The organism is Streptomyces sp. NBC_01474 (assembly GCF_035918215.1).
In the GTDB taxonomy this organism is placed as follows: domain Bacteria; phylum Actinomycetota; class Actinomycetes; order Streptomycetales; family Streptomycetaceae; genus Streptomyces; species Streptomyces aureus.
In genome coordinates, this window is record NZ_CP109449.1 from 7,089,636 (window position 1) to 7,114,726 (window position 25,091).

The window sequence follows — 25,091 nt, forward strand, 5'->3', positions numbered from 1 at the left end:
TGGCCTCGGTGGCGGAAAGCCCGCACTCCGTCCGTCATGCCCCTAAGACGATCACGCCCCCTCGTCTGTGACACGCGGACGGGATGTGTGAGTGCAGTCACAAAGCCGCGAGCCGGCGCACGGAGGCGCCTCCGGGCCATTGCCCGCCCAACGCGGCTGTGAGTAGCCTATGTTCGTGATACCGACCGACTGTTGAAATTTCGAACATAGAGAGGGGGCCGGCCGTGGGGCGTCTCGTACCCGCCGTGACCCGGGCTCTCGACATACTCGAGCTGTTCCTGGACGGGGACGGCACCCTGTCCGCCCCGGACATCGTCCGCAAGCTCCAGCTGCCCCGCACCACCGTGCACGAGCTGGTCACGACGCTGGCTGCCCGTTCCTACATCGTGACGGTGCCGGGCGAGCCCGGCCGCTACCGCCTCGGTGTGCGCCCGTACCAGCTCGGCAGCCGGTACGCGGAGCAGCTCGACCTCGCCGCCGAGGGCCAGCAGGTCGCCCGCGAGGTCGCCGAGACCTGCGACGAGACCGTGCACGTGGCGATCCTCGAGGGCACCGACGTCATCTACATCGCGAAGGTCGACAGCACCCACGCCGTGCGGATGGTCTCCGCCGCGGGGCGCCGCCTGCCCGCGCACTGCACCTCCGTCGGCAAGATGCTCCTCGCCTCGCTGCCCGGGCCCGAACTCGCCGCCCGCGTCCCCGACTCGGCGGACCTCGTGGCGATGACGCCCAACAGCATCACCGAACCCGCCGCCCTGCGCGAGGCCCTCGCCGGCATCCGCGAGCGCGGCGTCGCCGTCGAGAGCCGCGAGTCCAACCCGGACGTCAGCTGTGTCGCCGCCCCCGTGCGCGACCGCTCCGGACGGGTCGTGGCCGCGCTCTCCGTGTCGGTGCCGATGATCCGGTGGAGCGCGCCGCGCGAGGACGAGCTGGCGCAGCTCGCCGTGAAGGGCGCCGCCGACCTGTCCGAGCGGCTCGGGTACCGGGGAGCCGGCCGATGAGGCCGGAGGTGGCCGTCCGCGCGGAGGCCACGCTCGGGGAGGGCCCCACCTGGGACGCGGAGGCCGGCCGGCTGATCTGGGTCGACATCCTCGGGAGCCGGGTCCACACGTACGACCCCGCGACCGGGCGCCGCACGGTCATGGCCACCGAGCAGCACGTCGGTGCGGCCAAGCCGCGGGCCGGCGGGGCGGGACTCGTCGTGAACCTCCGCGACGGCATCGGCCTGTACGGTCCCGGCGGCAAGGACTTCCGCTGGCTGCACCGCGACCCCGTGCCCGGGCGGCGCGGCAACGACGCGGCGATCGCCCCGGACGGCTCGCTCTGGGTGGGCAGCATGACGTACGACGAGGCACCGGGCGGCGGCAACCTCATGCGGTTCGCCGCCGACGGGACCGCGACTGAGATCCTCGGCGACGTCACGGTCAGCAACGGCACCGGCTGGAGCCCCGACGGCACCCTCATGTACTACGTCGACACCCCGACGCGGCGCATCGACGTCTTTGACGTGGACGGCCGACAGGTCGTGCGGCGGCGGGAGTTCGCGATGGTCGAGGAGGGTGCCGGGCACCCCGACGGGCTGACCGTCGACGCCGACGGCTGTGTCTGGGTCGCCCTCTGGGACGGCTCGGCGCTGCGCCGCTACACCCCGTCCGGCGCGCTCGATCGTGTCGTGGAGCTGCCCGTGCGGCGCCCCACCGCGTGCGCGTTCGGCGGCGCGGACCTCACCGACCTGTACGTCACGTCGGCGCGCGTCGGCCTCGATGCCCCGTCCCCGTACGCCGGTTCACTGCTCGTCCTGCGCGGCATGGGCCGTGGCCTGGCCCAACCCGCGTTCGAGGGCTGAGTTCGGACGAATGTCCCGAAGGGTGCGGGACCCCCACGCCGGTGGAGGTCCCGCACCTTTCTGTTGCTCAACCCATTGACGTCGCCGCGTCCCGAACCTACGGTCCCGTTCGAAGTTACGAGCACCATTCGGTATATCGAACAGTAGGGGCAGGGAATGGGACGACCTGGCCTGAACCGCAGGCAACTCCTGGCCGGACTCGGCGGGTTGACGGTGGCGGGCAGCTTCGGCTTTGCGGCACTGGGCACGGGCGCCGACGCGCTCGCCTCCAGCGCGAGCACACGCGTGCGCTACTGGAACCTCTTCAGCGGCGGCGACGGCTACAACATGATCGCGATGCTGGACTCCTTCCGTAAGGAGCACCCCGGCATCGACGTGAAGGACTCGACCCTCCAGTGGGGCAGCCCCTTCTACACCAAGCTCGCCATGGCGGCGGCGGGCAGCCGCGCACCGGACCTCGGCGTCATGCACCTGGGCCGGGTCACCGGGTTCTCGCCCGGCCGCCTCCTGGACCCGTGGGACGTCGGCCTGCTCGCCAAGTACGGGGTGAAGGAAGCCGACTTCAACCCCGCGCTGTGGAAGCGCGCCGTCATCGACGGCAAGCTCTACGCCCTCCCGCTCGACATCCACGTCCAGCTCTGCTTCTACCGCAAGGACGTACTCAAGAGGGCCGGCCTGCTCGGCGACGACGGGCGGATCGTGCCGGTCACGTCCACCGACGAGTGGTTCGACGTGCTCAAGAAGGCGAAGAAGGCCACCAAGAAAGGCCTGCAGACCATCGGGATGTGGGCCAGCGACCAGAACTTCCAGTGGTGGTTCTTCGTCGCCTTCTACACCCAGCTCGGCGGCACCTGGTTCAACGCCGGCAACACCGACGTCACCTTCGACACCGACAAGGCCACCCAGGTCCTGGAGTTCATGCGCCGGCACATCACCGACGGGTACTCCAACCCGGGCTTCGCGGGCGGCGCCGGCGCCGAACAGTTCATCAACGGCTCCCCGTTCTGCTGGGAAGGCAACTGGTCGGTGCCGGTGTTCTCCGGGGCGAAGGTCGAATACGGCGCGACCCCGCTGCCGCCCGTCTTCGGCAAGCAGGCCACGCACGCCGAGTCGCACTCCTTCGTGCTGCCGCACCAGGCGGAGCGTGGTGGCGCCGCGAACGAGGGTGCCCACCAGCTCGCCGCGTACGTCGTCAGACACGCCCGGCAGTGGGCGGCCGGCGGACACATCCCCGCCTACACGCCGACGCTGTCCACGGCCGCGTACAAGAAGCTCAGCCCGCAGAACGAGTACGTCTCCGCGATGGACCACCAGGCGACCGAGCCGAAGGTGTGGTTCGCGGGCTCCACCGGCATCCTTGCCCAGCGTGTCGGCCCGATCGTGGTGTCCTCGATGCTGGGCTCCGCCAAGCCGGAGGCCGCCGCCCGCCGCATGAAGGGCATGCTCACCGAGCTGCTCGCCTCGAAAAACCCCATGGACGGCAAGACCGCAGCGCAGGGAGGTGCGGTCGCATGACGACGACCAGCCCGCAGACCGTCCTCGCGCCCACCCGCGCGAGAACCGCCGCCGACAGCGCCACGGCCCGCCGCAAGCAGGGCTTCCAGCACGGGGGCTGGTTCGTCGCCCCCTTCCTGGTCCTGTTCGCGCTCTTCGTGATCTGGCCGCTGCTGCGCGGCGTCTACCTCAGCTTCACGGACGCCAACATCTCCGGCGACGGCGCGGGCTTCATCGGCCTCGACAACTACCGTGAGGCCCTGCACGACCAGTTGATGTGGGACTCGCTCGGCCACAGCGCCTACTTCACGCTCCTGGTCGTTCCGTGCATCACGGTCCTCGCCTTCCTCCTCGCGATGCTGGCCCACCACATCGAGCGCGGCAAGTGGCTGTGGCGGCTGTGCTTCTTCATGCCGTTCCTGCTGCCCTCCACCGTGGCGGGCAACCTGTGGCAGTGGCTGTTCAACCCCGGTACGGGCATGGTCAATTACCTCTTCGGCATCGAGACGCCGTGGCTGACCGACAAGTCGTACGCGATGCTCGCCGTCGTCATCACCACCCTGTGGTGGACGGTCGGCTTCAGTTTCCTGCTCTACCTCGCCGCGCTCCAGGGCATCCCCGCGCACCTCTACGAGGCCGCCAAGCTGGACGGCGCGAACGCCTGGCACCGCATGGTCCACATCACGCTGCCCATGCTGCGCAACATCACGGGTCTCGTGATCGCGCTCCAGATCCTCGCCTCGCTCCAGGTCTTCGACCAGGCCGTCGTGATCCAGGACTTCGGCCCGGGGCCGGAGGGATCGACCCGCACCTTCGTGCAGTACACCCTCGAAGAGGGCTTCACCAGCTACCGCGTGGGCTACGCCTCCGCCATCTCCATCATCTTCTTCGTGATCATCGCGGCCGTCGCCCTCGCGCGGATGTGGCTGCTGCGCAACCGTGAGGAGGGCGGCCGATGACCACCGACGCCGCGCAGATACGTATCAAGTCCCGTACGCGCACGGGCTGGTCGCCGAGCCAGGTCGTGCTCACCCTCATCGGCGTCGCCGTCTCCGCCGTCTTCCTGGCGCCCCTCGCCTGGGCCCTGTTCACCTCCCTCAAGTCGGAGACCGAGGCCGTCGAGGTACCGACGCACTGGCTGCCGAAGGACTGGACGGGCCAGGCGTGGAAGGCCCTCTTCGACACCGGCAACATCACCAACTGGTTCGTGAACTCGCTCGTCGTCTCGGTGTGTGTGACCGCCGTGGTGCTGCTCGTGAGCGCGCTCGCCGGATACGGCTTCGCCCGCACCGAGTTCAAGGGCAAGGCGGTCCTGATGGGCGTGGTGATGGCGGGCCTGATGGTCTCGCCCGCCGTCCTCGGCGTCCCGCTGTTCACCACGGTCCAGCAGATGGGGATGGTCGACACGTACTGGGGCATGATCCTGCCGCAGTGCGCGCCGGCCGCGATGGTCTACATCCTCTACAAGTTCTTCCAGGGCATCCCCAAGGATCTGGAGGAGGCCGCCTTCATCGACGGCGCCGGACGCTGGCGGGTCTTCTTCACCATCGTCGTGCCGCTCGCCCGCCCCTCGCTCGCGGCGGTGGGCATCTTCACCTTCATCGCGTCGTGGAACAACTTCCTGTGGCCGTACATGGTCACCAACAACCCCGACCTGATGACCATGCCGAACGGCATCGCGACCGTCATGAACTCGTACGGGATCCAGTGGGCCCAGCTGATGGCCGGCGGCCTGATGGCGGGCCTGCCCCTGATCGTCGTCTTCGTCTTCTTCCAGCGCCAGATCGTGGCGGGCGTGGCCCACACGGGACTGGCGGGACAGTGACCGCGCGCACAGTGGGCAGACCCCTCGCGGCCGTGGCGGCCGCCGCCCTTCTCGCCCTGCTCCCCACGATGGCGCAGGCCGACGCCGCCTACCCGGACCCGCAGGCGATCACCGGCCAGCAGATCGTCCACGACCCGACCGTCATCAAGCTCACGTCAGGTCAGTACGTCGCCTACTCGACCGGCGGCGTCATCGGCGCCCGTCTCTCGAAGGACCGCGTCCACTGGACCGACGAGGGCAACGCCTTCGCCGCGCCGCCGAGCTGGTGGTACGAGTACAACGACACCGGCGACCCGTGGGGCCCCCGACATCTCCTACCGCGACGGCACGTACTGGCTCTACTACGCGGTCTCGTCCTGGGGCACGAACCACTCGGCGATCGGCGTCGCCACCTCCGCATCGGGTCTCCCGGGTACGTGGACGGACCACGGCAAGGTGTTCAGCTCCGGGACCACCGACACCTGGAACGCCATCGACCCGGCGATCGTCCGGGCCGACGGGAAACTCTGGATGAGCTTCGGCTCGTACTGGTCCGGCATCCGCATGGTCGAGCTGAACCCGCGGACCGGCAAGGCGATCGAGGGCGCGACCGTCCACCACCTGGCGACCCGCCCCGACGCCCCGCACGCGGTCGAGGGCCCGGCCGTCGTCCACCACGGCCGCTACTACTACCTCTTCGCCTCGTACGACGCGTGCTGCTCCGGCGTGAACTCCACGTACAAGATCCGGGTCGGCCGCTCGACGTCGGTCACGGGCCCGTACGTGGACGAGGACGGCACCCCGCTCCTGGAGGGCGGCGGCACGCTGCTCCTCGCCGGGCACGGCCGGTTCGTCGGCACGGGGGGCGAGTCCGTCTTCCGCGACAAGGGGCGTGACGTACTCGCGTACCACTACTACGACGCCGGCGACTCCGGCACCCCCAAGCTCGGCCTCAACGAGCTGAGCTGGGGCAAGGACGGCTGGCCGACCGTCCGCTGACTCGATCAACGTACGTAATCCCGAACCCTGAGGGAGACATGACCCGCACCGCACGCTTCGCCCTCGACCCCGCCTTCACGGTCGGCACGGTCGACCCCCGGCTCTTCGGCTCCTTCGTGGAGCACCTGGGCCGCTGTGTCTACACCGGCATCTTCGAGCCGGACCACCCCACCGCCGATGAGGCGGGCCTGCGCCAGGACGTCCTGGAACTGGTCCGCGAGCTCGGCGTCACCGCCATCCGCTATCCAGGTGGCAACTTCGTCTCCGGCTACAAGTGGGAGGACTCGGTCGGCCCCGCCGAGGAGCGCCCGCGCCGCCTCGACCTGGCCTGGCGCACGACGGAGTCGAACCGCTTCGGCCTGTCCGAGTACATCGCGTTCCTGAAGAAGGTCGGCCCGCAGGCCGAGCCGATGATGGCGGTGAACCTCGGCACGCGCGGCGTCGCCGAGGCCATCGAACTCCAGGAGTACGCCAATCACCCGGCGGGCACGGAGCTGTCGGACCGCCGCATCGCCCACGGCGACAAGGACCCCTTCGGCATCAGGCTCTGGTGCCTGGGCAATGAGATGGACGGGCCGTGGCAGACCGGCCACAAGACGGCCGAGGAGTACGGGCGGCTCGCCGCCGAGACGGCGCGTGCGATGCGCCAGATCGACAAGGACGTCGAGCTGGTCGCCTGCGGCAGTTCGGGCCAGGGCATGGACACGTTCGCCGAGTGGGAGGCGAAGGTCCTGCAGGAGACCTACGACCTGGTCGACTACATCTCGCTCCACGCGTACTACGAGGAGCACGACGGCGACCGGGACTCCTTCCTCGCGTCGGCGGTCGACATGGAGTCGTTCATCGAGAACGTCGTCGCGACGTGCGACCACGTGGGCGCGCGCCTCAAGTCGAAGAAGAAGATCAACCTCTCCTTCGACGAGTGGAACGTCTGGTACATGTCGCGCACGGACGCCGAGGTCTCGGCGCTCGACTGGCCGGAGGCCCCCCGCCTCCTGGAGGACGTCTACTCGGTCACCGACGCGGTCGTCTTCGGTTCGCTCCTGATCGCCCTGCTCCGCCACGCGGACCGCGTCACGGTGGCCTGCCTGGCCCAACTCGTCAACGTCATCGCCCCGATCATGACCGAGCCCGGCGGCCCGGCCTGGCGTCAGACGACGTTCTTCCCGTTCGCCCAGGCCGCCAGGTACGGGAGGGGCGAGGTCCTCGACGTCCGCGTGTCCGGGCCGACGTACGACACGCGGCGCCACGGCACCGCGGACCTGCTGCACGCGACGGCGGTCCGGGCGGACGACGGATCGGTCACCGTCTTCGCGGTCAACCGCAGTCAGACGGAGTCCCTGCCCCTCGAAGTGGCCCTCCATGGAATGGAGTTGGGTGAGGTCGTCGAACACTCGGTGCTCGCCGACGCCGACCCGGACGCCCGCAACACCCTCGCCGAGCCGGAGCGCGTCGCGCCGCACGCGGGTACGGGCGCGACGCTTGAGGACGGCACGCTCAAGGCGACCCTTGAGCCGCTGTCGTGGAATGTGATCCGGCTCGGCTGATCCACGGCGTCTGCCACTGAGCGGCCGGAGGGGAAGTCGCCCTCCGGCCGCTCAGTGCCACTCAGGGGGTGGTCACACGCCGGGCGACGGAACCGCCCGCACCTCCACCCCGCCCGCCGCGCTCCCGAGGAGCTTCAGCTGTACGTCTCCCGGGCCCGCCGGGGTCGTGCCGTCGGCGAGGACGGCCAGGGCGAGGGTGTTGGCGCCGCGGGTGCGCAGGATGCCGTTCGGGACGGCGAACGTGTGCTGGGGGCCCACGTCGTTGATGTACTGGCCCATGTTCCAGCCGTTGACGTAGAGCTGGACGCGGTAGGCGTGGGCCGCGTCGTCCGTGAACGTGAGGCCGATCGAGGCGTCCACGTCGTGGTCGACGGCCAGCCGGAACGTGGTGCGGTACCAGGAGACTCCTTGGCGTGCCGGGCCGTCGACCGGGAACGCGGCCCGCTCCCAGCCGCCGTCCGCGTCGAGATCGAGCCCCGGCAGGTGCCAGCCGTGCCGCTCCCCGTACAGGCCGCCCGTGTTGAGCGGGCCGCGCACCGGGTCCGGGCCCGAAGCGCCCTGGATGCGCCAGGTCACGGCCGGATCCGCGCCCGTGAACGCCACCCCGGTCAGGCCGCGCGCCGACTTGTGCGAGTCCCGGGCACCGCCGTCCTCGTCGTGCTGCATGCGGCGGACGAGGACCGAGAGGACATGGCCGCCGGCGGTGCGCAGGTCGGCGGGCAGGGCGAAGGCCGCCGTCGCCGTCCACGTGCCCTGGGTGGACTGGGCCGACGTCGGCACCGGCATCCGGTGCGTGCCGAGGGGGCGTCCGTCGAGCCACGCCATCAGCAGGCCCTGGGTGCCGGTGGAGTACGCCAGGTCCACCGACTCGGCGCCGCTCGCGTCGTCGAACGAACCCCGGTACCAGACGTCGCCGTAGTGGAAGCCGTAGTCGTCGGCGAAGAGGACGGGCCGGCCGGCGGGCACGGGCGTCGTCGAGTACGAGGTCGCCTTGTCGGCGACGGTCCAGTCCGTGTCGTCGAAGTCCTGCTCCGACTCCGGGTTCTCGGGCCGTTGCCGCCAGCCGGTGAGCGCGGGCAGCTGTACGTCCGGGACGCCCGGGAGTGTCCGCCCGGCGGTGAAGCTTCCGGAAGGGGTGGTGCGCACATGGACCGGGCCGTTGTTCCACGTGACCAGCTGCACGCCACGCGGTGCCCACACCTCCAGGTCGGCCTCCTCGATCGTGTCGCCCGTCAAGTGGAGAGTGGCGCCGTGGAGTTCGGCCCGGCGCAGCAGCGCGGGACCGCGGACGAGGACCGGGCCCGAAGGCGTGTCGTAGCGCCACAGCCGGGCGGACGTCTCGTCGTCCGCGAACAGGACGAGGAGCGTGCCGCCCACCACGACCCGCACCAGGCCGTCCAGGTGGGTGGAGATGCGCAGGATTCCGTCCTCGTACGTCGCGGTTGCCGGCCCGTCGAGGACCGTGACCTCCGGCTCCTCCTCGTACGCGAAGGCCGCCTCGGCCGGCTCTCCCGACAGGCCCGCGAACACCGCGACGTCCCGGCGCCCCGCGCTCAGCTGGATCATCGGCTGGACCGTCGAGTACGCCAGCTCCCGCTTCCCCAGAGCGGCCTCGGCCAGGACGAGCTTCGCGTCCTTCGCGCCGACCGTGACCTCCGCGCTCGCCGAGCCCAGTGGCAGCGTCGATGTGATCGACGCCGACGTGTCGTTGCGCAGGACGTAGACGTGCGCGCCCGTGTCGGGATTCGTCAGGTGGTAGACCTTCAGGGCTGGGTCGGCGGCCGCCGTGTCCTGCGCCCGGTCCAGCTTCGCCAGGTCCGGCACGGAACGGAGCAGTTGGCCGATCTGGTGCATGGGCGTCAGCTTGGACGTGACATTGCGCGCCTCGTCGAGGGCCGCACCGTAGTCGTACGACGTGTAGACGACCGGCGCGGGGAGCCAGCCCCAGCTGGTGCCGCCGAACGTCATGTAGACGTTGTGGATCTTGATGCCGTTGGCGAGGTTGGTGAGGTAGAAGCGACGCTCGTACGCCGCGTCGCGGGTGCGCCGCGACTCCTCGTAGCCCTTGCCGGCGAACACGGCGCCGCCCCACGGGTCGAACCAGCCGCCCCCGAACTCGGCCATCAGGCCAGGGGTGTCGGGGCTCGCCGTCGACCCGCCCTTGGCGCCGCCCACGCCGAAGTAGCCCCAGTCCGGCGGGTTGCCCGACGGCGACGGGTAGCCGTCGAATCCGTAGAGGTAGCGGCCGGACTCGTCACCCGTGCTGAACGAGCCCGGAGTCCAGTAGCCGTTGCGGCCCTTGTCGTTGTGGAACAGTGGGACGTCGATGCCGTCGGCGCGGACCTTCGCGTACAGGTGCGCCATGTAGTCCTTGCCGGCCGGGCTGGTCACGTTCGAGGCGTACTCGTTCTCCAGCTCGTAGAGGACGACCGTGCCCTTGCCGCGCGTGTACTGGTACCGGGCGATGATCTCGTTCACGGCCGTCAAGTACTCGTCCACGTACGCCAGATAGGTGGGATCGGAGGTACGGGCCGTGCCCTTGGTGGCCGTCAGCCAGCCGGGGAATCCGCCCGCGTCGACCTCCGCGTTGATGTAAGGGCCGGGGCGCGCGATGACGTAGAGACCCTCCTCGGCGGCCGTCTCCAGGAAGCGGCCGAGGTCGCGCACGCCCGTGAAGTCGTAGACGCCGGGGGCCGGGGAGTGGAAGTTCCACGCGACGTAGATGCTGATGGCGTTGTAGCCGTGCGCGCGCAGCTTCTGCAGCACGTCACGCCACAACGACGGGCTCGGCAGCCGGAACGGGTGCACCTCGCCCGACCACAGGACGACGCGGCTGCCGTCCACGAGCAGCGAGTACTTGTCGAAGGCGACGGTGTGCGTCCGCCCGTCGGCCTCGGGTGCGGGGACGGGGGTGGTCGCGTCGTCGGGAGTGGCTGCGACCGCTGTCGACAGCGGCAGGGAGAGGCTCGCCGCGGCCGTGGCGGTGAGCGCAGTGAACGTACGTCTGCTGAGTGGCAACTGACGTCTCCATAGGGCTCGGTGAGGTAAGTGCGACGGGGTGGAGGAATGACACCGGCCTCGCCCGTGGTGGTCACGGGCGGGGCCGGGGGATGGGGGTGGGGGTCGGTCAGGCGCCGAACGAGTGCACCGTCGTCGTCCGGTACGTCTCGCCCGGGCGCAGCACCGTCGACGGGAACGCCGGGCGGTTCGGCGAGTCCGGGAAGTGCTGCGTCTCCAGGCACAGGCCGTCGCCCTGCCGGTAGGTGCGCCCGGAGGGGCCGGTGAGCGTGCCGTCGAGGAAGTTGCCCGAGTAGAACTGGACGCCCGGCTGATCCGTGGCGATCTCCAGAGTGCGGCCGGAGGACGGGTCGCGCAGCGTCGCGAAGTGCACGGGCCGCGCCGTGATCCCCTTGTCGAGGACCCAGTTGTGGTCGAAGCCCTTGGCCGTGACCAGCTGCGGGTGCGCGGTGCGGATGTCACGGCCGATCGGCTTCGCGGAGCGGAAGTCGAACGGGGTGCCCGCGACCTTCGCCCGCTCACCGGTCGGGATGAGCCCCGCGTCGGTGGGCGTGTAGCGGGAGGCGGCGAGGGTGAGTTCGTGGTCGTAGATGCCGCCACTGCCCTCGCCCGCGAGGTTGTAGTACGTGTGGTTCGTCAGGTTCACGACGGTCGCCTTGTTCGTCGTCGCCTCGTAGTCGATGCGCCAGTCGCCGCTCGCCCCGAGGGTGTAGGTGACCGTCACCTTGAGCGTGCCCGGGTAGCCCATCTCGCCGTCGACCGACGTGTAGTGCAGCTTCAGGCCGACGTCGGAGCCGGAGGTGAAGTCCTCGACGTCCCACACCCGCGTGTTGAAGCCCTTCGCCCCGCCGTGCAGGGAGTTGGCCCCGTCGTTCACGGAGAGCTGGTACGTCGTGCCGTCGAGGGTGAACCGGCCGTTCGCGATGCGGTTGCCGTAGCGGCCGATCGTGGCACCGAAGAAGGTGGTCCCGGCGACGTAGTCCTCGATGGTGTCGTAGCCGAGGGAGACGTTCACGTACCGGCCGTGGCGGTCCGGTATCTCCAGGGACTGGATGATGCCGCCGTAGGAGAGGACCTTCAGGCGGGTGCCGCCGTTCTCCAGGGACCAGCGGTAGATCCTCGTACCGTCGGCGAGCTTGCCGAAGAGCTCCTTCTCGGGCCTCCTGCTTCCCGAGGCGGAGGCCGAGGCGTGGGCTGTTCCGCCCAGCGCGGTGGCTGCCGCACCGGCAGCGGCGGCCGATGCGAGGAGAGTGCGTCTGCTCAGTTCCATGTGCGGCTCCCTCAAAGGGTGGGCCCCGCCGGGCTTGGGCCGGCGGGGCCGAGCTGACTTACGAACCGACCTTGCGCTTGTTCCACACGTCGAAGCCGACCGCCGCGAGCAGTACCAGGCCCTTGATGACCTGCTGCCAGTCGGTGCCGACGCCGACGAGGTTCATGCCGTTGTTCAGGACGCCGAGGACGGTGCCGCCGATGATCGCGCCGAGCACCGTGCCGACGCCGCCGCTCATCGACGCGCCGCCGATGAACGAGGCGGCGATCGCCTCGAGTTCGAAGTTGACGCCCGCCTTCGGCGACGCGGCGTTGAAGCGGGCCGCGAAGACCAGGCCCGCGAGCGCCGCCAGCATCCCCATGTTGAGGAAGACCGCGAAGGTGACCTTCTTGTCCCGGACGCCGGAGAGCTTCGCCGCCGGCAGGTTGCCGCCGATCGCGTACACATGGCGGCCGATCACCGCGTTGCGCATCACGTAGCCGAAGGCGACGAGGAGGACGGCCAGGACGATCAGCACCACGGGCGCGCCCTTGTAGCTGGCGAGCAGCAGGGTGAAGACGAGAACGGCGGCGACCAGCGCGGTGAGCTTCAGCGCGAACAGCTTCGCGGGCAGCACGTCGAGCGCGTACTCCTGCTGGCGCTTGCGGTCGCGCACCTCCTGCCACACGACGAGGGCGATGAGTCCCAGGCCGAGGAGCAGGGTGAGGTTGTGGTAGTTGGTGTCGGGGCCGACCTCGGGCAGGAAGCCGTTGGCGACCTTCTGCAGCCCTTCGGGGAACGGGCCGAGCGTCTGCCCCTTGAGGAAGATCTCCGTCAGACCGCGGAAGAGCAGCATGCCCGCCAGGGTCACGATGAACGACGGTATGCCGAGGTAGGCGATGAAGAAGCCCTGCATGGCCCCCGCGACCGCGCCGACGGCGAGGACCACGAGGGCGGCCACCGGCCACGACCAGTGGTGCGTGACCATGAGCACCGCGGCGAGCGCCCCCGTGAACGCGGTGATGGAGCCGACCGACAGGTCGATGTGGCCCGCGATGATGACGATCATCATGCCGATCGCCAGGATCAGGATGTAGCTGTTCTGCAGCACCAGGTTCGAGACGTTGCGCGGCAGCAGCAGGTCGCCGCCCGTCCAGACCTCGAAAAGGATCACGATCAGGCCGAGGGCGAAGAGCATCCCGTACTGCCGCATGTTGCGGCGCATGCCGTCGACGATCAGCCGGCCGAGGCCGCCGTCCCCGGATTCCTTCGGGGCCGCGGCGCCGGCCGGCGACCCGGCCTTCAGGTTCGTGCTCATCGGTCCTACCTCTTGTCCTTGGTCATGTGCCGCATCAGCACTTCCTGGGTGGCCTCCGCTCGCGGGACCTCACCGGTGAGCCGTCCGGCCGACATCGTGTAGATCCGGTCGCACATGCCGAGCAGCTCGGGCAGTTCGGAGGAGATGAAGACAACGGCCTTGCCCTCGGCGGCCAGTTGGTCGATCACCGTGTAGATCTCGTACTTCGCTCCCACGTCGATGCCGCGGGTCGGCTCGTCGAGGATCAGCACATCGGGCCCCGCGAAGATCCACTTGCTGAGGACGACCTTCTGCTGGTTGCCGCCGGAGAGCCGGCCCACGGGCTCGGAGACGTTGGGTGCCTTGATGTTCATGGACTTGCGGAAGCCCTCGGAGACCTTCCGCTCCTCGTGCTCGTCGACGACCCCGCGCCGGGCGACCTTGCGCAGCGCGCTCAGCGAGATGTTGCGGTTGATGGAGTCGATGAGGTTGAGGCCGTAGTGCTTGCGGTCCTCGGTGACGTACGCGATGCCGTGCCCGACCGCCTCGGGGACGGTGCGGGTGCGGATCTCGGTGCCGTCCTTGAGGACACTGCCGCCCGCGTACTTCCCGTAGGCCCGCCCGAACACGCTCATCGCGAGTTCCGTGCGGCCCGCGCCCATCAGCCCCGCGATGCCGACGATCTCCCCGCGGCGCACGTTCAGGGACACCGAGTCGACGACCTTGCGCTGCTGGTCGATGGGGTGGAAGACGGTCCAGTCGCGGATCTCGAGGGCCGGCGCCGCGGCGAGGTCCTGCGGGTGCGGGGTGCGCTCGGGGAAGCGGTGGTCGAGGTCGCGGCCGACCATGGCGCGGATGATCCGCTCCTCGGTCGTCTCCTCGGCCTTCACGTCGAGCGTCTCGATCGAGTGCCCGTCGCGGATGACCGTCACGGAGTCCGCGACCCGGGCGATCTCGTTGAGCTTGTGCGAGATGATGATCGAGGTGATGCCCTGGCCCTTCAACTCCAGGATCAGATCGAGGAGTTTGCCGCTGTCCTCGTCGTTGAGCGCGGCCGTCGGCTCGTCGAGGATCAGCAGCTTCACCTCCTTCGACAGGGCCTTGGCGATCTCGACCAGCTGCTGCTTCCCGACGCCGATGTCGGCGACGCGGGTCTGCGGGTGCTCGTTCAGACCGACCCGCCGCAGCAGGTCCGTGGCGTGCTTGAGGGTCTCGCCCCAGCTGATCACGCCCCGCGTGGCGTGCTCGTTGCCGAGGAAGATGTTCTCGGCGAGCGAGAGGTACGGCACCAGGGCGAGCTCCTGGTGGATGATCACGATGCCGCGCTTCTCGCTCGCCCCGATGTCCTTGAACCGGCACGGCTCGCCCTCGAAGAGGATCTCCCCCTCGTAACTGCCGTGCGGGTGGACGCCGCTGAGGACCTTCATCAGCGTCGACTTCCCGGCGCCGTTCTCCCCGCAGACGGCGTGGACCTCGCCCGCGCGCACGCTCAGAGAGACGTCCGCGAGCGCCTTGACGCCGGGAAAGGTCTTGACGATCGACCGCATTTCCAGGACGGGTCCCGCCATGGTCGTGCCTTTCTGCTCCGTGTGAACCGGTGGTGTGGGCGGGCTACTTGAGGTCGCTCGCCTTGATGTAGCCGGTGTCGATGAGCTCCTTCTGGTAGTTGCTCTTGTCGACGCTCACCGGCTGGAGCAGATAGGACGGCACGACCTTCTTGCCGTTGTTGTACGACGTCGTGTCGTTGACCTGCGGCTTCTTCCCCTTCAGCACCGCGTCGACCATGCTGGAAGCGACCTTGGCCAGCTGCCGGGTGTCCTTGTAGACGGTCTGGGTCTGCTGGCCCGCGACGATCGACTTCACCGAGGCGACCTCGGCGTCCTGCCCGGTGACGACGGGCAGCGGCTTGCTCGCGGAGCCGTAGTCGTCGGACTTGAGCGCGGACAGGATGCCGATCGAGATGCCGTCGTACGGGGAGAGGACGGCGTCCACCTTGGCCGAGGAGTACGACGAGGTGAGCAGGTCGTCCATGCGCTTCTGCGCGGTGCCGCCGTCCCAGCGCAGCGTCGTGACCTTGTTGAGCGCCGTCTGGCCGGACCTGACCACGAGCTGCTTCTTGTCGATGTAGGGCTGGAGCACCTTCATCGCACCGTTGAAGAAGTACTTGGTGTTGTTGTCGTCGTTCGAGCCCGCGAACAGCTCGATGTTGAAGGGCCCCTTCTTGGATCCGTCCTTCAGACCCAGCTTCTCGGTGATGTACGTGCCCTGGAGCCGGCCGACCTTCTCGTTGTCGAAGGAGGCGTAGTAGTCGACGTAGGGGGAGTTGAGCAGGAGGCGGTCGTAGGAGATGACGGGGATGTGCGCGTCATGGGCCTCCTTGAGGACGTTGGAGAGCGCGTCGCCGTTGATCGCGGCGATGACCAGCGCGTCCACGCCCTGCGTGATCATGCCTTCGAGCTGCTGGACCTGCTGGTCGACGTCGTCCTCGCCGTACTGGAGGGTCGTCTTGTAGCCGGCGTTGTGCAGCGTGGTGACCATGTTCTTGCCGTCGGCTATCCAGCGCTCGGACGACTTGGTCGGCATGGCGATGCCGACGGTCATCTCCTTCTTGTCCTTCGACTCCTTGCTGCCTCCCTCACTGCTCTGCCCGCAGGCGGTCAGGGTGAGGGCGAGAGCGGCGGCTCCCGCCACTGCGGTCACTGCACTTCTGCGGTTGCGCATGGTCATCAGTCCTTGTCGGTCGCGTCGAGGGGAGCCGGTACGGTCAGGGAGAAACGGTCGAGGGTGCCCGGCAGCCGGGAGCCGAGCGGCGACATGCCGCCGTCCGCGCCGTGCCGGGCCAGCAGGTCGAGGGCGAGCCGGCCGCGGCGCACGCGCTCACGGGCGGTGTCCAGGGTGAGATCGCGCAGGTGGCCGCCGTACGGGTAGATGCCGGGCGCCTTCGCGAGTCCGAACTTCAGGTACAGCGGCGCCCCGCGGCGGATCAGCTCCGCGATCTCGTACATCCGCACATAGCCGCCGAGGTCGTCGGGCGCCTCGACGTACAGGTCCATGGGCGCGGCGGACACCCGGCGGATCTCGGTGAGGTGGGCCAGGGTGAGGTCGCTCGGCACGTTGAGCGAGTCGGCGCCGAGCCGCTCGAAGACGGCGTAGGAGGCCGGGTTGACCGGCCCGATGAGCGCGGAGACCTTGAGCGTGGTGTCCCGGGGGATCACGCCTTGCTCGCGCGCCCGGTGCAGCGTCCACAGCACGCCCTCGTCGGCCACGAGCAGGCACTTCACGCCCAGCTCGGTGGCCCGGACGGCGTCTTCCACGCATCCGGCGACGGCGTCGTGACCGCGGGCGCGCAGGCCCGCGCCGTGCGAGTCGGTGCGCACCGAGGCGCCCGTGTCCCAGGTGCCGCGCGGTCCGGTGAACAGGCACAGCTCGATGTCCCGTTCGGCGGTCGCCTCGGCCATCTCGACGATCTCGGTGTCGGAGAGCATCCAGACGCCGCTGCCCTGGCTGATCCGGTGGATCGGCACGTCGAGGCGCGAGGACTCCTTGAGGACGACGGCCAGCGCCTCGGGCCCCTCGACGGAGGGGATCTCGGTGCGCCAGGTGCCGCCGTCGGGGAAGGCGTGCGGGGAGGTGTCGGCGTCGGCGGTGGCGGGGGCGGACAGGCCCAGGGCCGCGAGGGCGGGTTCGCCGGGGCGGCGGGGAGAGGAGGAGTCGGTCACGGGCAGTCCTTCACGTTCGGTGTTGTTCGGTATTTCGAACGAGGTTCGGATCGGTCGGTGCGGGCCCGCCCGGGACGTGCCGGGCGGCAGGAGCTAGGGGAGCAGCAGGACCTTGCCCACCTTGGGGTCACCGGATCCCACCAGCTCGATGGCGTACGGGAACTGATCCAGCGGCAGCTCGTGCGTCACCAGCGGCAGTGGATCCAGGAGCCCCGCGCCGAAGACCCGCACGGCGTGCGCCCAGGCCGCCGACGGAGCCCCGAACACGGTCCGCACCTCCAGCTGCCGCACGACGAGTCCGGTCGGGTCGAGCCCCGCCGCGCCGGACGCCGGGAGCCCGGTGAGGACGAGCCGCCCCCCGCGCCGCAGCAGCGACGCCGCGGTACGGGCCGAGTCCGCGGACCCGGCGGTCTCGATCACCACATCGAAGTCGCCGGGCAGCTCCTGGCCGGGCGTACGGAAGTCCGTCGCGCCGAACGTCTTTGCCAGGGAGCCCCGTTCGGGCCGGGTGTCGACGGTGAGGAGCTCGGCGGGGGAGCTCGCCGCGAGGAACTGCACGGCGAGCATGCCGAGGGTGCCCGCGCCGACGACGGCGACGCGCTCGCCCGGCCGCGCGTCCGCCTTGAGCGCGGCCGCGGCGACACAGGCCGCGGGTTCGAGCAGCGCGGCCGCCGTCAGGTCGGCGTCGTCCGGCAGGACGTGCAGGAGACGGGCCGGCAGGGTCAGTGTGGTGGCCATGGCGCCGGGCTGCGTGAACCCGGTCTCCTCGTACCCCGACGTGCACAGCGTGGTCTCGCCGGCGTGGCACCGGTCGCAGACCTGGCAGCTGCGGAAGCCCTCGCCGACGACCTTCCTGCCGACGAGCGAATCCGGGGCGCCCGGCCCGACGGCCTCGACGGTGCCGGACCACTCGTGCCCCGGCGTGAGCGGGTACCGCACGTACCCCTCGGGCCGGTTGCCCTGGTGGACCTCGCGGTCGCTGCCGCAGATGCCCACGGCGTGGACGCGGACCAGCGCCTCACCCGCCGCGGGCGGCACCGGCTCGTGCGGGACGATCCGGTGCTCGCCCGGCGCGTCGATGACGACGGCGGAGTTCACTGCTCGCCGCCCTTCGGCGCTCGCTTCTCCCAGCCCTCGGCCCACAGGTCGAACCGTGCCTGCTGCTGCGGGAATTCGGCCGCCGCGTCCACGTCGAGCTCGACCCCGAGTCCCGGCTCGTGCGACAGCTCGAAGCAGCCGGTCTCCGGGTCGACCTGCGGCGCGCCCTTCACGACCTTCTTGATGTCCGCGTCCGCGAAGTCGTTGAAGTGCTCAAGGACCTTGAAGTTCGGTGTGGTGAAGCCGACCTGGAGCGACGCCGCGGTCAGGACGGGACCGCCCACGTTGTGCGGCGCGACCAGCACATAGTGGGACTCCGCCGTCGCCGCCAGCTTCCGCGTCTCCCAGATGCCGCCGATGTGGCCGACGTCCGGCTGGATGATGTCCGCGGCCTGGCTCTCGAACAGTTCGCGGAACTCGATCCGGTCGTGGATCCGCTCACCGGTGGCGACCGGGATGTCCACCTTCGCGGCCACCTTCTCCAGCGCCTTGAGGTTCTCCGGCGGCACCGGCTCCTCCAGCCACGCGGGTTTGAAGGGAGCGAGATCGCGCGCCAGACGGATGGCGGTGGAGGGCGAGAACCGGCCGTGCATCTCCAGCATCAGCTCGGCGTCGGGCCCGATCGCGTCGCGCACCGCCTCGATCAACGACACGGCGTACAGGCTCTGTTCGTGGTCGAGCTCGTAGTGCCCGGTTCCGAAGGGGTCGATCTTCAGCGCCTTGTACCCGCGCTCCATCACCGCCCGCGCCGCCTTGTGGTACGCCTCGGGGGTGCGCTCGGTGGTGTACCAGCCGTTCGCGTACGCCTTGACCCGGTCCGTCACCTTGCCGCCGAGAAGCTGCCACACCGGGACGCCGAGCGCCTTGCCCTTGATGTCCCAGCAGGCCATCTCGACGACCGCGATGCCGGACATCACGATCTCCCCGGCCCGCCCGTAGTCCCCGTACTTCATGCGCCGTACGAGATCCTCGGTCGCGAAGGGGTCCGAGCCGACGATGTGGTTGGCCTGAGCCTCCTTCAGGTAGCCGATGAGCGCGTCGGTGTGACCCAGCATCCGGGTCTCGCCGACCCCTGTGATCCCCTCGTCGGTGTGCACCTGGACGTAGGTCAGGTTGCGCCAAGGCGTCCCGACCACATGCGTGCTGATTCCCGTGATGCGCACGGCAGTTGCCCCCTGCGACGTTCGATATTTCGTCATGCGTTCGAAATCCTGGCGTGACAGTAAGGAGGTGCGTGCGGGGTGTCAATGGTTCGCGCAGCGCATTGCCCGCCGCGTCGTGCACAGAAGCCGTATGCAGGGTCAATTCTTCGAAACACGCGGTTCCGCACAGAACATTCACAGCACCGGCTTTTTCCGTTACCGGCGCGGCGCCTAGCCTCCATGCGTCATGGATTACTGCCACCCGTGCCGAAGGCACCTCAACGGCGCCCTCGCCTGCCCTGGGTGCGGCACGCCCGCCGAAGCCTGCCGCGAGCACGCGGAGGCGCTCGCGGCGCAGGAGTCGGCCGAGAACGCCGGCGCCTCTCACGCCGACGAACCCACGCACACCCGCCGCTCGCGCAGAGAACGCCGTGAGCGCGGCGCCCGCAGGGCCCACCGGCGCCGGCGCAACAAGATCGTGATCGCCGCCGCGGGGCTCGCGCTCGCCGCGGGCGGCCTCAGCTTCGCGGAACTCGGCACCGAGTCGTCGGCGGACGGCGACGGGCGTGGCTCGTCCACGTCGGCCGAGGAGGCCGCCGACCAGGAGGCCGAGGCCGCCGCGTCCTCGGCGGCCGCCACCCCGACCGGCGCCGCAGCGGCCGAGGCGGACCCGCAGGCGTCGAGCGCCTCGGCGTCCCCCTCCCCGTCCGCGTCGGAGTCCACGGACGCGAAGGACGACAAGGACAAGAAGGCGGGGGAGACGCAGGAGGGGACCGGGGGGCGCGCCACCTCGGTGCCCGCCGCCACCCCGACCCCGGACACCCCGGCCGGCCCCGGCACGCCCGCCCCCGGGCCCACCACGACACCGCCCCCGCCGCAGCCCACCCCGACGAAGACGTGCGACCGCTTCCTGTGGTGGTGCACCTAAGGGTTGCGCCTTGCGGCCGGTACCGCGACGGACGGGCTCCTGGCGGAAGCCGCGGCTTGTCGCCGGAAGACACGGCCGGCGTCAGGCCGTGGTGTCGGCGTCCATCATCTTGGCGAGGAGCCTGCGCAGTGAGTCCCGCTCCTCGCCGGTCAGCGAGGCGATGGCCCCGCGAGCGAAGCCCAGGTTCCCCTGCACGCCGCGCGCCATCCGCACGCCCTCTTCCGTCGGCGCGGCCAGTTTCACGCGCCGGTCGGCCGGGTCGGGGCGGCGCTCGACGAGGCCGCGCCCTTCCAGGCGGTCGATGAGCCCGGTGATGTTCGACGGCTCGCAGTTCACCTGCTGGGCTATGCGCCGCATGGGCATCGGCTCGCGGGAGAGCAGGTCGAGGACCCGCGCCTGCGCCGTGGTGAGCCCCTGACCCCCGGCGGCCTGCTCGTACTCCTTGTAGTGGCGTGAGACCAGCGTGCCGATCAGCTCGACCAGGTCGGCGGTCACCGGGTCGGCTGTCGCGGGATCGGGTGTCACGGGGTCGCCCGTCACGGGTTTCGGGGCGGAGCTGCTTGCGGCCATGTACTCCAGAGTACCCATTTACTTGACACTATGAAATATCGAGGAGCATGGTTGTTTCAGTAAGTGAAGCAATCAGGAGGCGCCCCGCCATGTCTGTCGACACCCCTCAGATCCCCGCCACCAGCCGCGAGTGGCACCTGACCGGCCGCCCGGTCGGCTGGCCCAAGCCCGAGGACTTCCAGCTCGCCGAGGTGGAGATCGCCCAGCCCGGCCCCGGCCAGGTGCTCGTCAAGAACCTGTACGTGTCCGTGGACCCGTACATGCGCGGCCGCATGAGCGCCGCCAAGTCGTACGTCGCCCCGTACGAGCTCGGCAAGGCGATGCAGGGCGGCGCGGTCGGCGTGGTCGTCGCCTCGAACGACGAGGGCGTGGCCGTCGGTGACCACGTGCTGCACTTCAACGGCTGGCGCGAGTACGCCACGTTCGACGCCAAGCAGGCCGTGAAGGTCGACCCGGAGGCCGCGCCCCTGTCGGCGTACCTCGGTGTCCTCGGCATGACGGGCCTGACCGCGTACGCGGGTCTCCTGCGCACCCTCTCCTTCAAGGAGGGCGACACGGTCTTCGTCTCCGGCGCGGCCGGTGCCGTCGGCAGCCAGGTCGGCCAGATCGCCAAGCTCCTCGGTGCCGGCCGCGTCGTCGGCTCGGCGGGCTCGGCCGAGAAGGTCAAGCTGCTCATCGGGGAGTACGGCTTCGACGCGGCGTTCAACTACAAGGACGGCTCCGTCTTCGAGCAGCTCAAGCAGGCGGCCCCCGACGGCATCGACGTCTACTTCGACAACGTCGGCGGCGACCACCTCGAAGCGGCGATCGGCCAGCTCAACCGGGACGGGCGCATCGCGATCTGCGGCGCGATCTCGGTCTACAACAACACCGAGGCCGCCCCCGGCCCGCGCAACCTGTCCCGCCTGATCCAGACCCGCGGCCGCATCGAGGGCTTCCTCGTCGGCGACCACTACGACCTCCAGCCGCAGTTCGTGCAGCAGGTCGGCGCCTGGATCCGCTCCGGCGAGCTCAAGTACCGCGAGACCGTCGTCGAGGGCATCGAGAACAACCTGGAGGCGTTCCTCGGGGTTCTGCGCGGCGACAACATCGGAAAGATGGTCGTCAAGCTGGGTGAGTGACCCCGGTCACGCTCGTTTCTTCCGTGATTCGGTAATCTCTTTCCGCCTACCGGATCGAATGAGGGAGTACGGGATGCCCATCCAGCAGTCGGACGTCGTCTACACCGCCGTGGCCACCGCGGAGAACGGCCGTGACGGCCGCGTCTCCACGGACGACGGCAAGCTCGACGTCGTCGTGAACCCGCCCAAGGAGCAGGGCGGCAGCGGCGCCGGCACCAACCCGGAGCAGCTGTTCGCCGCCGGCTACAGCGCCTGCTTCCAGGGCGCGCTCGCCGTGGTCGCCCGCCAGGAGAACGCCGACATCTCCGGCTCGACCGTCACCGCGCACGTGGGTATCGGCAAGAACGACGAGGGCTTCGGCCTCATCGTCGAGATCTCCGCCAAGATCCCGAACGTGGACGAGGCCACCGCCAAGTCCCTGGTCGAGAAGGCCCACCAGGTGTGCCCGTACTCCAAGGCCACCCGCGGCAACATCACGGTCACGCTCTCCGTGTGACCGATGCGACCCGGCCCCGGCCCGTACCCCGCGCAAGGGGTGCGGGCCGGTCCCCATAGGGTGTCCCCATGCATGATCTCGGGGCGGGCTTCGGCTACTTGGTGAAGGGCCAGCGCTGGGTCAACCAGCACGGCAAGCAGTTCGGCATGGGGCTCCTGCCCGGCCTGATCACCCTGGTCCTGTACGCGGCCGCGCTGGTCTGCCTGACCCGGTGGGGCGACGACTTCGTCACCTGGGCGACCCCCTTCGCCGACGACTGGACCTCGCCGTGGGCCGGCCTGTTCCGCGGCTTCCTGACGGCCGTGCTCTTCGCCCTGGCCCTGCTCCTCGCCGTCCTCACCTTCACCGCCGTCACCCTCCTGATCGGCCAGCCCTTCTACGAGTCCCTGTCGGAACAGGTCGACCTCGCCGAGGGCGGCCACGCCCCCGAGTCGGGGCTCCCGCTCTGGCGCGAACTGTGGATCTCGGCCCGCGACAGCCTGCGCACCCTGGTGCGCGCCGCCGATTGGGCCATCCTGCTCTTCGCCCTCGGCTTCGTCCCGCTCGTCGGCCAGACCGTCGTCCCGGTGATCGGCTTCTTCGTCACCGGCTTCTTCCTCACGGAGGAACTCGCCGCGGTCGCGCTCCAGCGCCGCGGCGTCGAACTCCGAGAGCGCCTCGCCCTGTTGCGCTCCCGCAAGGGCCTCGCCTGGGGCTTCGGCACGCCGCTCGCGGTCGCGTTCCTGGTGCCATTCGTCGCCGTGTTCCTGATGCCGGGCGCGGTGGCGGGCGCGACGCTGATGGCCCGTGACCTGCTCGGCGAGACGGCCCCGGAACCGGCCCCGGAGCCCGGGGAACCGGCCACGCACTGACGCCGGGGGCCGCGGGCACGGGCTAGCGTCGGAGCATGGAAAAGATCGCCTTCCTCGGCCTCGGTCACATGGGCGCGCCCATGGCCCGCCATCTCCTCGACGCCGGACACCCACTGACCGTCTGGAACCGCACCCCGGCGAAAGCCGCCCCGCTCGTCGAACGGGGTGCCGCGCTCGCCGACAGCCCCGCCGACGCCGTGCGCGACGCGGATGTGGTCATCACGATGCTCGCCACCCCGGACGCCGTGTCCGAGGTCGCCGACGCCATCACGCCCGAGCTGCGGCCCGGCACCTGCTGGGCGGAGATGTCGACCATCGGTCCCGAGGCCGTACGGCAGCTGGCGGCCCGCCTCGGTGACGGGGTGACCCTCGTCGACGCCCCGGTCATGGGCAGCACCGACAAGGCCGAGTCGGGCGAGCTCGGCATCCTCGCGGGCGGCGACGCGGACCGGATCGAAGGCGTACTCGCCCACCTCGGTACGGTCACCCGCACGGGCGCGCCCGGCTCCGGCGCCGCACTCAAACTCGTCGTCAACACCGCAGTCATCGGCGGCGTCGGCCTGGTCGCCGAGGCCATGGCGCTCGCGGACGCGCTCGGCCTGCCCGAGGACGTCGCGAAGGGCGCCCTCGCCGCGGGCCCCCTCGGCGGAGCCGTCGCCCGCGCCTTCGCCGAGGGCGTGCACTTCGGCTCGGACCTCGCCGTCAAGGACATCGCCCTGGCCACCGGGACCACCGAACTCCCCGCGATGGAAGCCGTGTTGGGTCACTTCAAGGAGGCCGCGGCGGACCCGTCCCTCACCCATGAGGACATCGCGCGGGCCGTCACCCGTATCCGCGAGCGGTAGGCCTTGTCATACTGCGCCCATGAAGACGGCGAACCTGGGTGTGCTCTTCCTGATCGAGCTGGCGGCACTCGGGGCCGTCGGGCGCTGGGGGTTCACCCGCGACGTCTCGGCCCCGCTCGCCTGGCTGCTCGGCCTCGGGGTCATCGCCGTGATGATCACGCTGTGGGCGCTGTTCGGGTCCCAGAAGGCGTCGTACAAGACGCGGGGCGCGGGCCGGGTCGCCTTCGAGCTGGTGTGGTTCGGGGCGGGCGCGGCCGCGCTCCTGCTCGCCGGGGACGTCGGCTGGGCCATCGCCTACGTCCTGGTGTGCGCGGTGAGCAAGACGCTCGCGGTCGCCTGGCGCCAGTAGCCGCCGCGCACACGGGAGTTCACCCGGGTTCTGCGTCCCCCGCGTCGCCCGGGGCGCCCCTGTCACCCGGGTCGCCTTCGATGAGTGTCAGGAAGTCGCGGAACGCGCCCGGCATGTCCACCGACTCGGGGTCCAGCAGCCACTGGTACTGCAGCCCGTCCATCACCGCCACGAGCAGCGGCGCCGCCCGCTCGGGTGTGAGGCCCCCGGGCAGCCGCGCCCCGTACTCGGTGCGCAGCACGGAGGCCATGCTCTCCCGCACGTTCCCGTACCGCTGTGTGAAGTAGGGCCGCGCCGGGTGGTCCTCCGTGACGCTCTCGCCGAGCAGCGCGGAGAACGTCTGCACGATGCCGGGACGCATCGCGTTGTACTCGACCAGCGAGGCGAGCAGGTCGAGGCGCCACCGGCCGTCCGGCACCGCGTCCCACTGGTCGCGCTCCTCCAGGACCGCGACGAGCAGCGCCTCCTTGGTGCGGAAGTAGTGCAGCAACCCCTGCTGCGTGAGCCCGACGCGCTCGGCCACCGCCCCCAGTGTCGCGCCGCGGTACCCGCGCTCGGCGATCACCTCCAGGGCGGCACGGAGGATCTCCGCGCGCCGTTCCTCGCTCCTGGCGGTTCTCGTACCCATGCCGTCACCGTACGACATCGTTCATAACGGCAAGATAACGAAACCTACTGATCTACAGATAACGGGTGCAGGATGACGGACAAGGGTCGG

The 25,091-nt window shown here is 70.1% G+C and carries 22 protein-coding genes and 1 pseudogene; 13 read left to right on the top strand and 10 right to left on the bottom strand.

All coding sequences use genetic code 11. The annotated features are described in order from the left end of the window. The first annotated feature begins 224 nt into the window (after positions 1–224). The 7 genes and pseudogenes from OG758_RS32285 to arfA all read left to right on the top strand — a co-directional run bounded on the left by OG758_RS32285 (position 225) and on the right by arfA (position 7,690). On the top strand, positions 225–1,001 hold the full coding sequence (locus tag OG758_RS32285) for an IclR family transcriptional regulator (protein ID WP_266564555.1): 777 nt from the start codon (positions 225–227) through the stop codon (positions 999–1,001). Further along, on the top strand, positions 998–1,846 hold the full coding sequence (locus OG758_RS32290; RefSeq protein WP_326713152.1) for an SMP-30/gluconolactonase/LRE family protein: 849 nt from the start codon (positions 998–1,000) through the stop codon (positions 1,844–1,846). Before OG758_RS32285 ends, OG758_RS32290 begins: the two co-directional genes overlap by 4 nt. Positions 1,847–2,002: 156 nt before the next feature. Next, positions 2,003–3,361, top strand: a complete 1,359-nt coding sequence (locus tag OG758_RS32295; RefSeq protein ID WP_326713153.1) for an extracellular solute-binding protein — start codon at positions 2,003–2,005, stop codon at positions 3,359–3,361. Further along, complete coding sequence (locus tag OG758_RS32300; protein ID WP_326713154.1) at positions 3,358–4,299, top strand: carbohydrate ABC transporter permease; 942 nt, start codon at positions 3,358–3,360, stop codon at positions 4,297–4,299. Before OG758_RS32295 ends, OG758_RS32300 begins: the two co-directional genes overlap by 4 nt. Further along, on the top strand, positions 4,296–5,165 hold the full coding sequence (locus OG758_RS32305) for a carbohydrate ABC transporter permease (RefSeq protein ID WP_326713155.1): 870 nt from the start codon (positions 4,296–4,298) through the stop codon (positions 5,163–5,165). The genes OG758_RS32300 and OG758_RS32305 overlap by 4 nt, the downstream gene beginning before the upstream one ends. Before the next feature lie 68 nt (positions 5,166–5,233). Then, positions 5,234–6,143: pseudogene (locus OG758_RS32310) on the top strand (arabinan endo-1,5-alpha-L-arabinosidase). A gap of 38 nt (positions 6,144–6,181) precedes the next feature. Further along, positions 6,182–7,690: an arabinosylfuranosidase ArfA gene (gene arfA / locus OG758_RS32315; protein WP_326713156.1), complete on the top strand. Its 1,509-nt coding sequence runs from the start codon at positions 6,182–6,184 to the stop codon at positions 7,688–7,690. A gap of 72 nt (positions 7,691–7,762) precedes the next feature. Here the strand turns inward: arfA and OG758_RS32320 are convergent, their stop codons facing one another. The 8 genes from OG758_RS32320 to OG758_RS32355 form a co-directional block, all read right to left on the bottom strand. Beyond that, entirely contained in the window at positions 7,763–10,708 is a 2,946-nt protein-coding gene (locus OG758_RS32320) for a beta-galactosidase (RefSeq protein ID WP_326713157.1), read from the bottom strand. Between the two features lie 109 nt (positions 10,709–10,817). Further along, on the bottom strand, positions 10,818–11,978 hold the full coding sequence (locus OG758_RS32325) for an aldose epimerase family protein (RefSeq protein ID WP_326713158.1): 1,161 nt from the start codon (positions 11,976–11,978) through the stop codon (positions 10,818–10,820). 58 nt (positions 11,979–12,036) lie between these two features. Beyond that, on the bottom strand, positions 12,037–13,275 hold the full coding sequence (gene mmsB / locus OG758_RS32330; RefSeq protein WP_326713159.1) for a multiple monosaccharide ABC transporter permease: 1,239 nt from the start codon (positions 13,273–13,275) through the stop codon (positions 12,037–12,039). A gap of 5 nt (positions 13,276–13,280) precedes the next feature. Then, entirely contained in the window at positions 13,281–14,807 is a 1,527-nt protein-coding gene (gene mmsA, locus OG758_RS32335; protein ID WP_405656590.1) for a multiple monosaccharide ABC transporter ATP-binding protein, read from the bottom strand. 58 nt (positions 14,808–14,865) lie between these two features. After that, positions 14,866–15,975 (bottom strand): multiple monosaccharide ABC transporter substrate-binding protein, encoded by a 1,110-nt coding sequence (gene chvE / locus OG758_RS32340; RefSeq protein ID WP_266564568.1) that lies wholly within the window; start codon positions 15,973–15,975, stop codon positions 14,866–14,868. Positions 15,976–15,980: 5 nt separating this feature from the next. After that, entirely contained in the window at positions 15,981–16,973 is a 993-nt protein-coding gene (locus tag OG758_RS32345) for a hypothetical protein (RefSeq protein WP_326713161.1), read from the bottom strand. A gap of 93 nt (positions 16,974–17,066) precedes the next feature. Further along, positions 17,067–18,071: a zinc-dependent alcohol dehydrogenase gene (locus tag OG758_RS32350; RefSeq protein WP_326713162.1), complete on the bottom strand. Its 1,005-nt coding sequence runs from the start codon at positions 18,069–18,071 to the stop codon at positions 17,067–17,069. Further along, a complete protein-coding gene (locus OG758_RS32355) occupies positions 18,068–19,234 on the bottom strand; it encodes a mandelate racemase/muconate lactonizing enzyme family protein (protein ID WP_326713163.1) in 1,167 nt (388 codons plus the stop codon). Before OG758_RS32355 ends, OG758_RS32350 begins: the two co-directional genes overlap by 4 nt. Before the next feature lie 226 nt (positions 19,235–19,460). On the opposite strand from OG758_RS32355, the gene OG758_RS32360 reads away from it, so the two are divergent. Beyond that, a complete protein-coding gene (locus OG758_RS32360; protein ID WP_326713164.1) occupies positions 19,461–20,141 on the top strand; it encodes an SCO2400 family protein in 681 nt (226 codons plus the stop codon). A gap of 81 nt (positions 20,142–20,222) precedes the next feature. Here the strand turns inward: OG758_RS32360 and OG758_RS32365 are convergent, their stop codons facing one another. After that, positions 20,223–20,729, bottom strand: coding sequence for a MarR family winged helix-turn-helix transcriptional regulator (locus OG758_RS32365; RefSeq protein WP_326713165.1), 507 nt, complete (start codon positions 20,727–20,729; stop codon positions 20,223–20,225). Positions 20,730–20,800: 71 nt separating this feature from the next. On the opposite strand from OG758_RS32365, the gene OG758_RS32370 reads away from it, so the two are divergent. The 5 genes from OG758_RS32370 to OG758_RS32390 all read left to right on the top strand — a co-directional run bounded on the left by OG758_RS32370 (position 20,801) and on the right by OG758_RS32390 (position 24,373). After that, on the top strand, positions 20,801–21,832 hold the full coding sequence (locus OG758_RS32370; RefSeq protein ID WP_326713166.1) for an NADP-dependent oxidoreductase: 1,032 nt from the start codon (positions 20,801–20,803) through the stop codon (positions 21,830–21,832). A gap of 73 nt (positions 21,833–21,905) precedes the next feature. Continuing rightward, complete coding sequence (locus OG758_RS32375) at positions 21,906–22,328, top strand: organic hydroperoxide resistance protein (protein WP_266564579.1); 423 nt, start codon at positions 21,906–21,908, stop codon at positions 22,326–22,328. Between the two features lie 68 nt (positions 22,329–22,396). Then, the gene (locus OG758_RS32380) at positions 22,397–23,179 is read left to right on the top strand and encodes an EI24 domain-containing protein (RefSeq protein ID WP_326713167.1); all 783 of its coding nucleotides are present in this window, start codon (positions 22,397–22,399) and stop codon (positions 23,177–23,179) included. A gap of 35 nt (positions 23,180–23,214) precedes the next feature. Further along, the gene (locus OG758_RS32385) at positions 23,215–24,024 is read left to right on the top strand and encodes an NAD(P)-dependent oxidoreductase (protein ID WP_326713168.1); all 810 of its coding nucleotides are present in this window, start codon (positions 23,215–23,217) and stop codon (positions 24,022–24,024) included. A 19-nt stretch (positions 24,025–24,043) separates the two neighbouring features. Continuing rightward, a complete protein-coding gene (locus tag OG758_RS32390) occupies positions 24,044–24,373 on the top strand; it encodes a YrdB family protein (protein WP_326713169.1) in 330 nt (109 codons plus the stop codon). Positions 24,374–24,392: 19 nt separating this feature from the next. On the opposite strand, the gene OG758_RS32395 is transcribed toward OG758_RS32390, so the two are convergent. Beyond that, positions 24,393–25,019 carry a TetR/AcrR family transcriptional regulator gene (locus OG758_RS32395; protein ID WP_326713170.1) on the bottom strand — a complete coding sequence of 209 codons (627 nt, stop codon included), beginning with the start codon at positions 25,017–25,019 and terminating at the stop codon, positions 24,393–24,395. Positions 25,020–25,091: the final 72 nt, after the last annotated feature.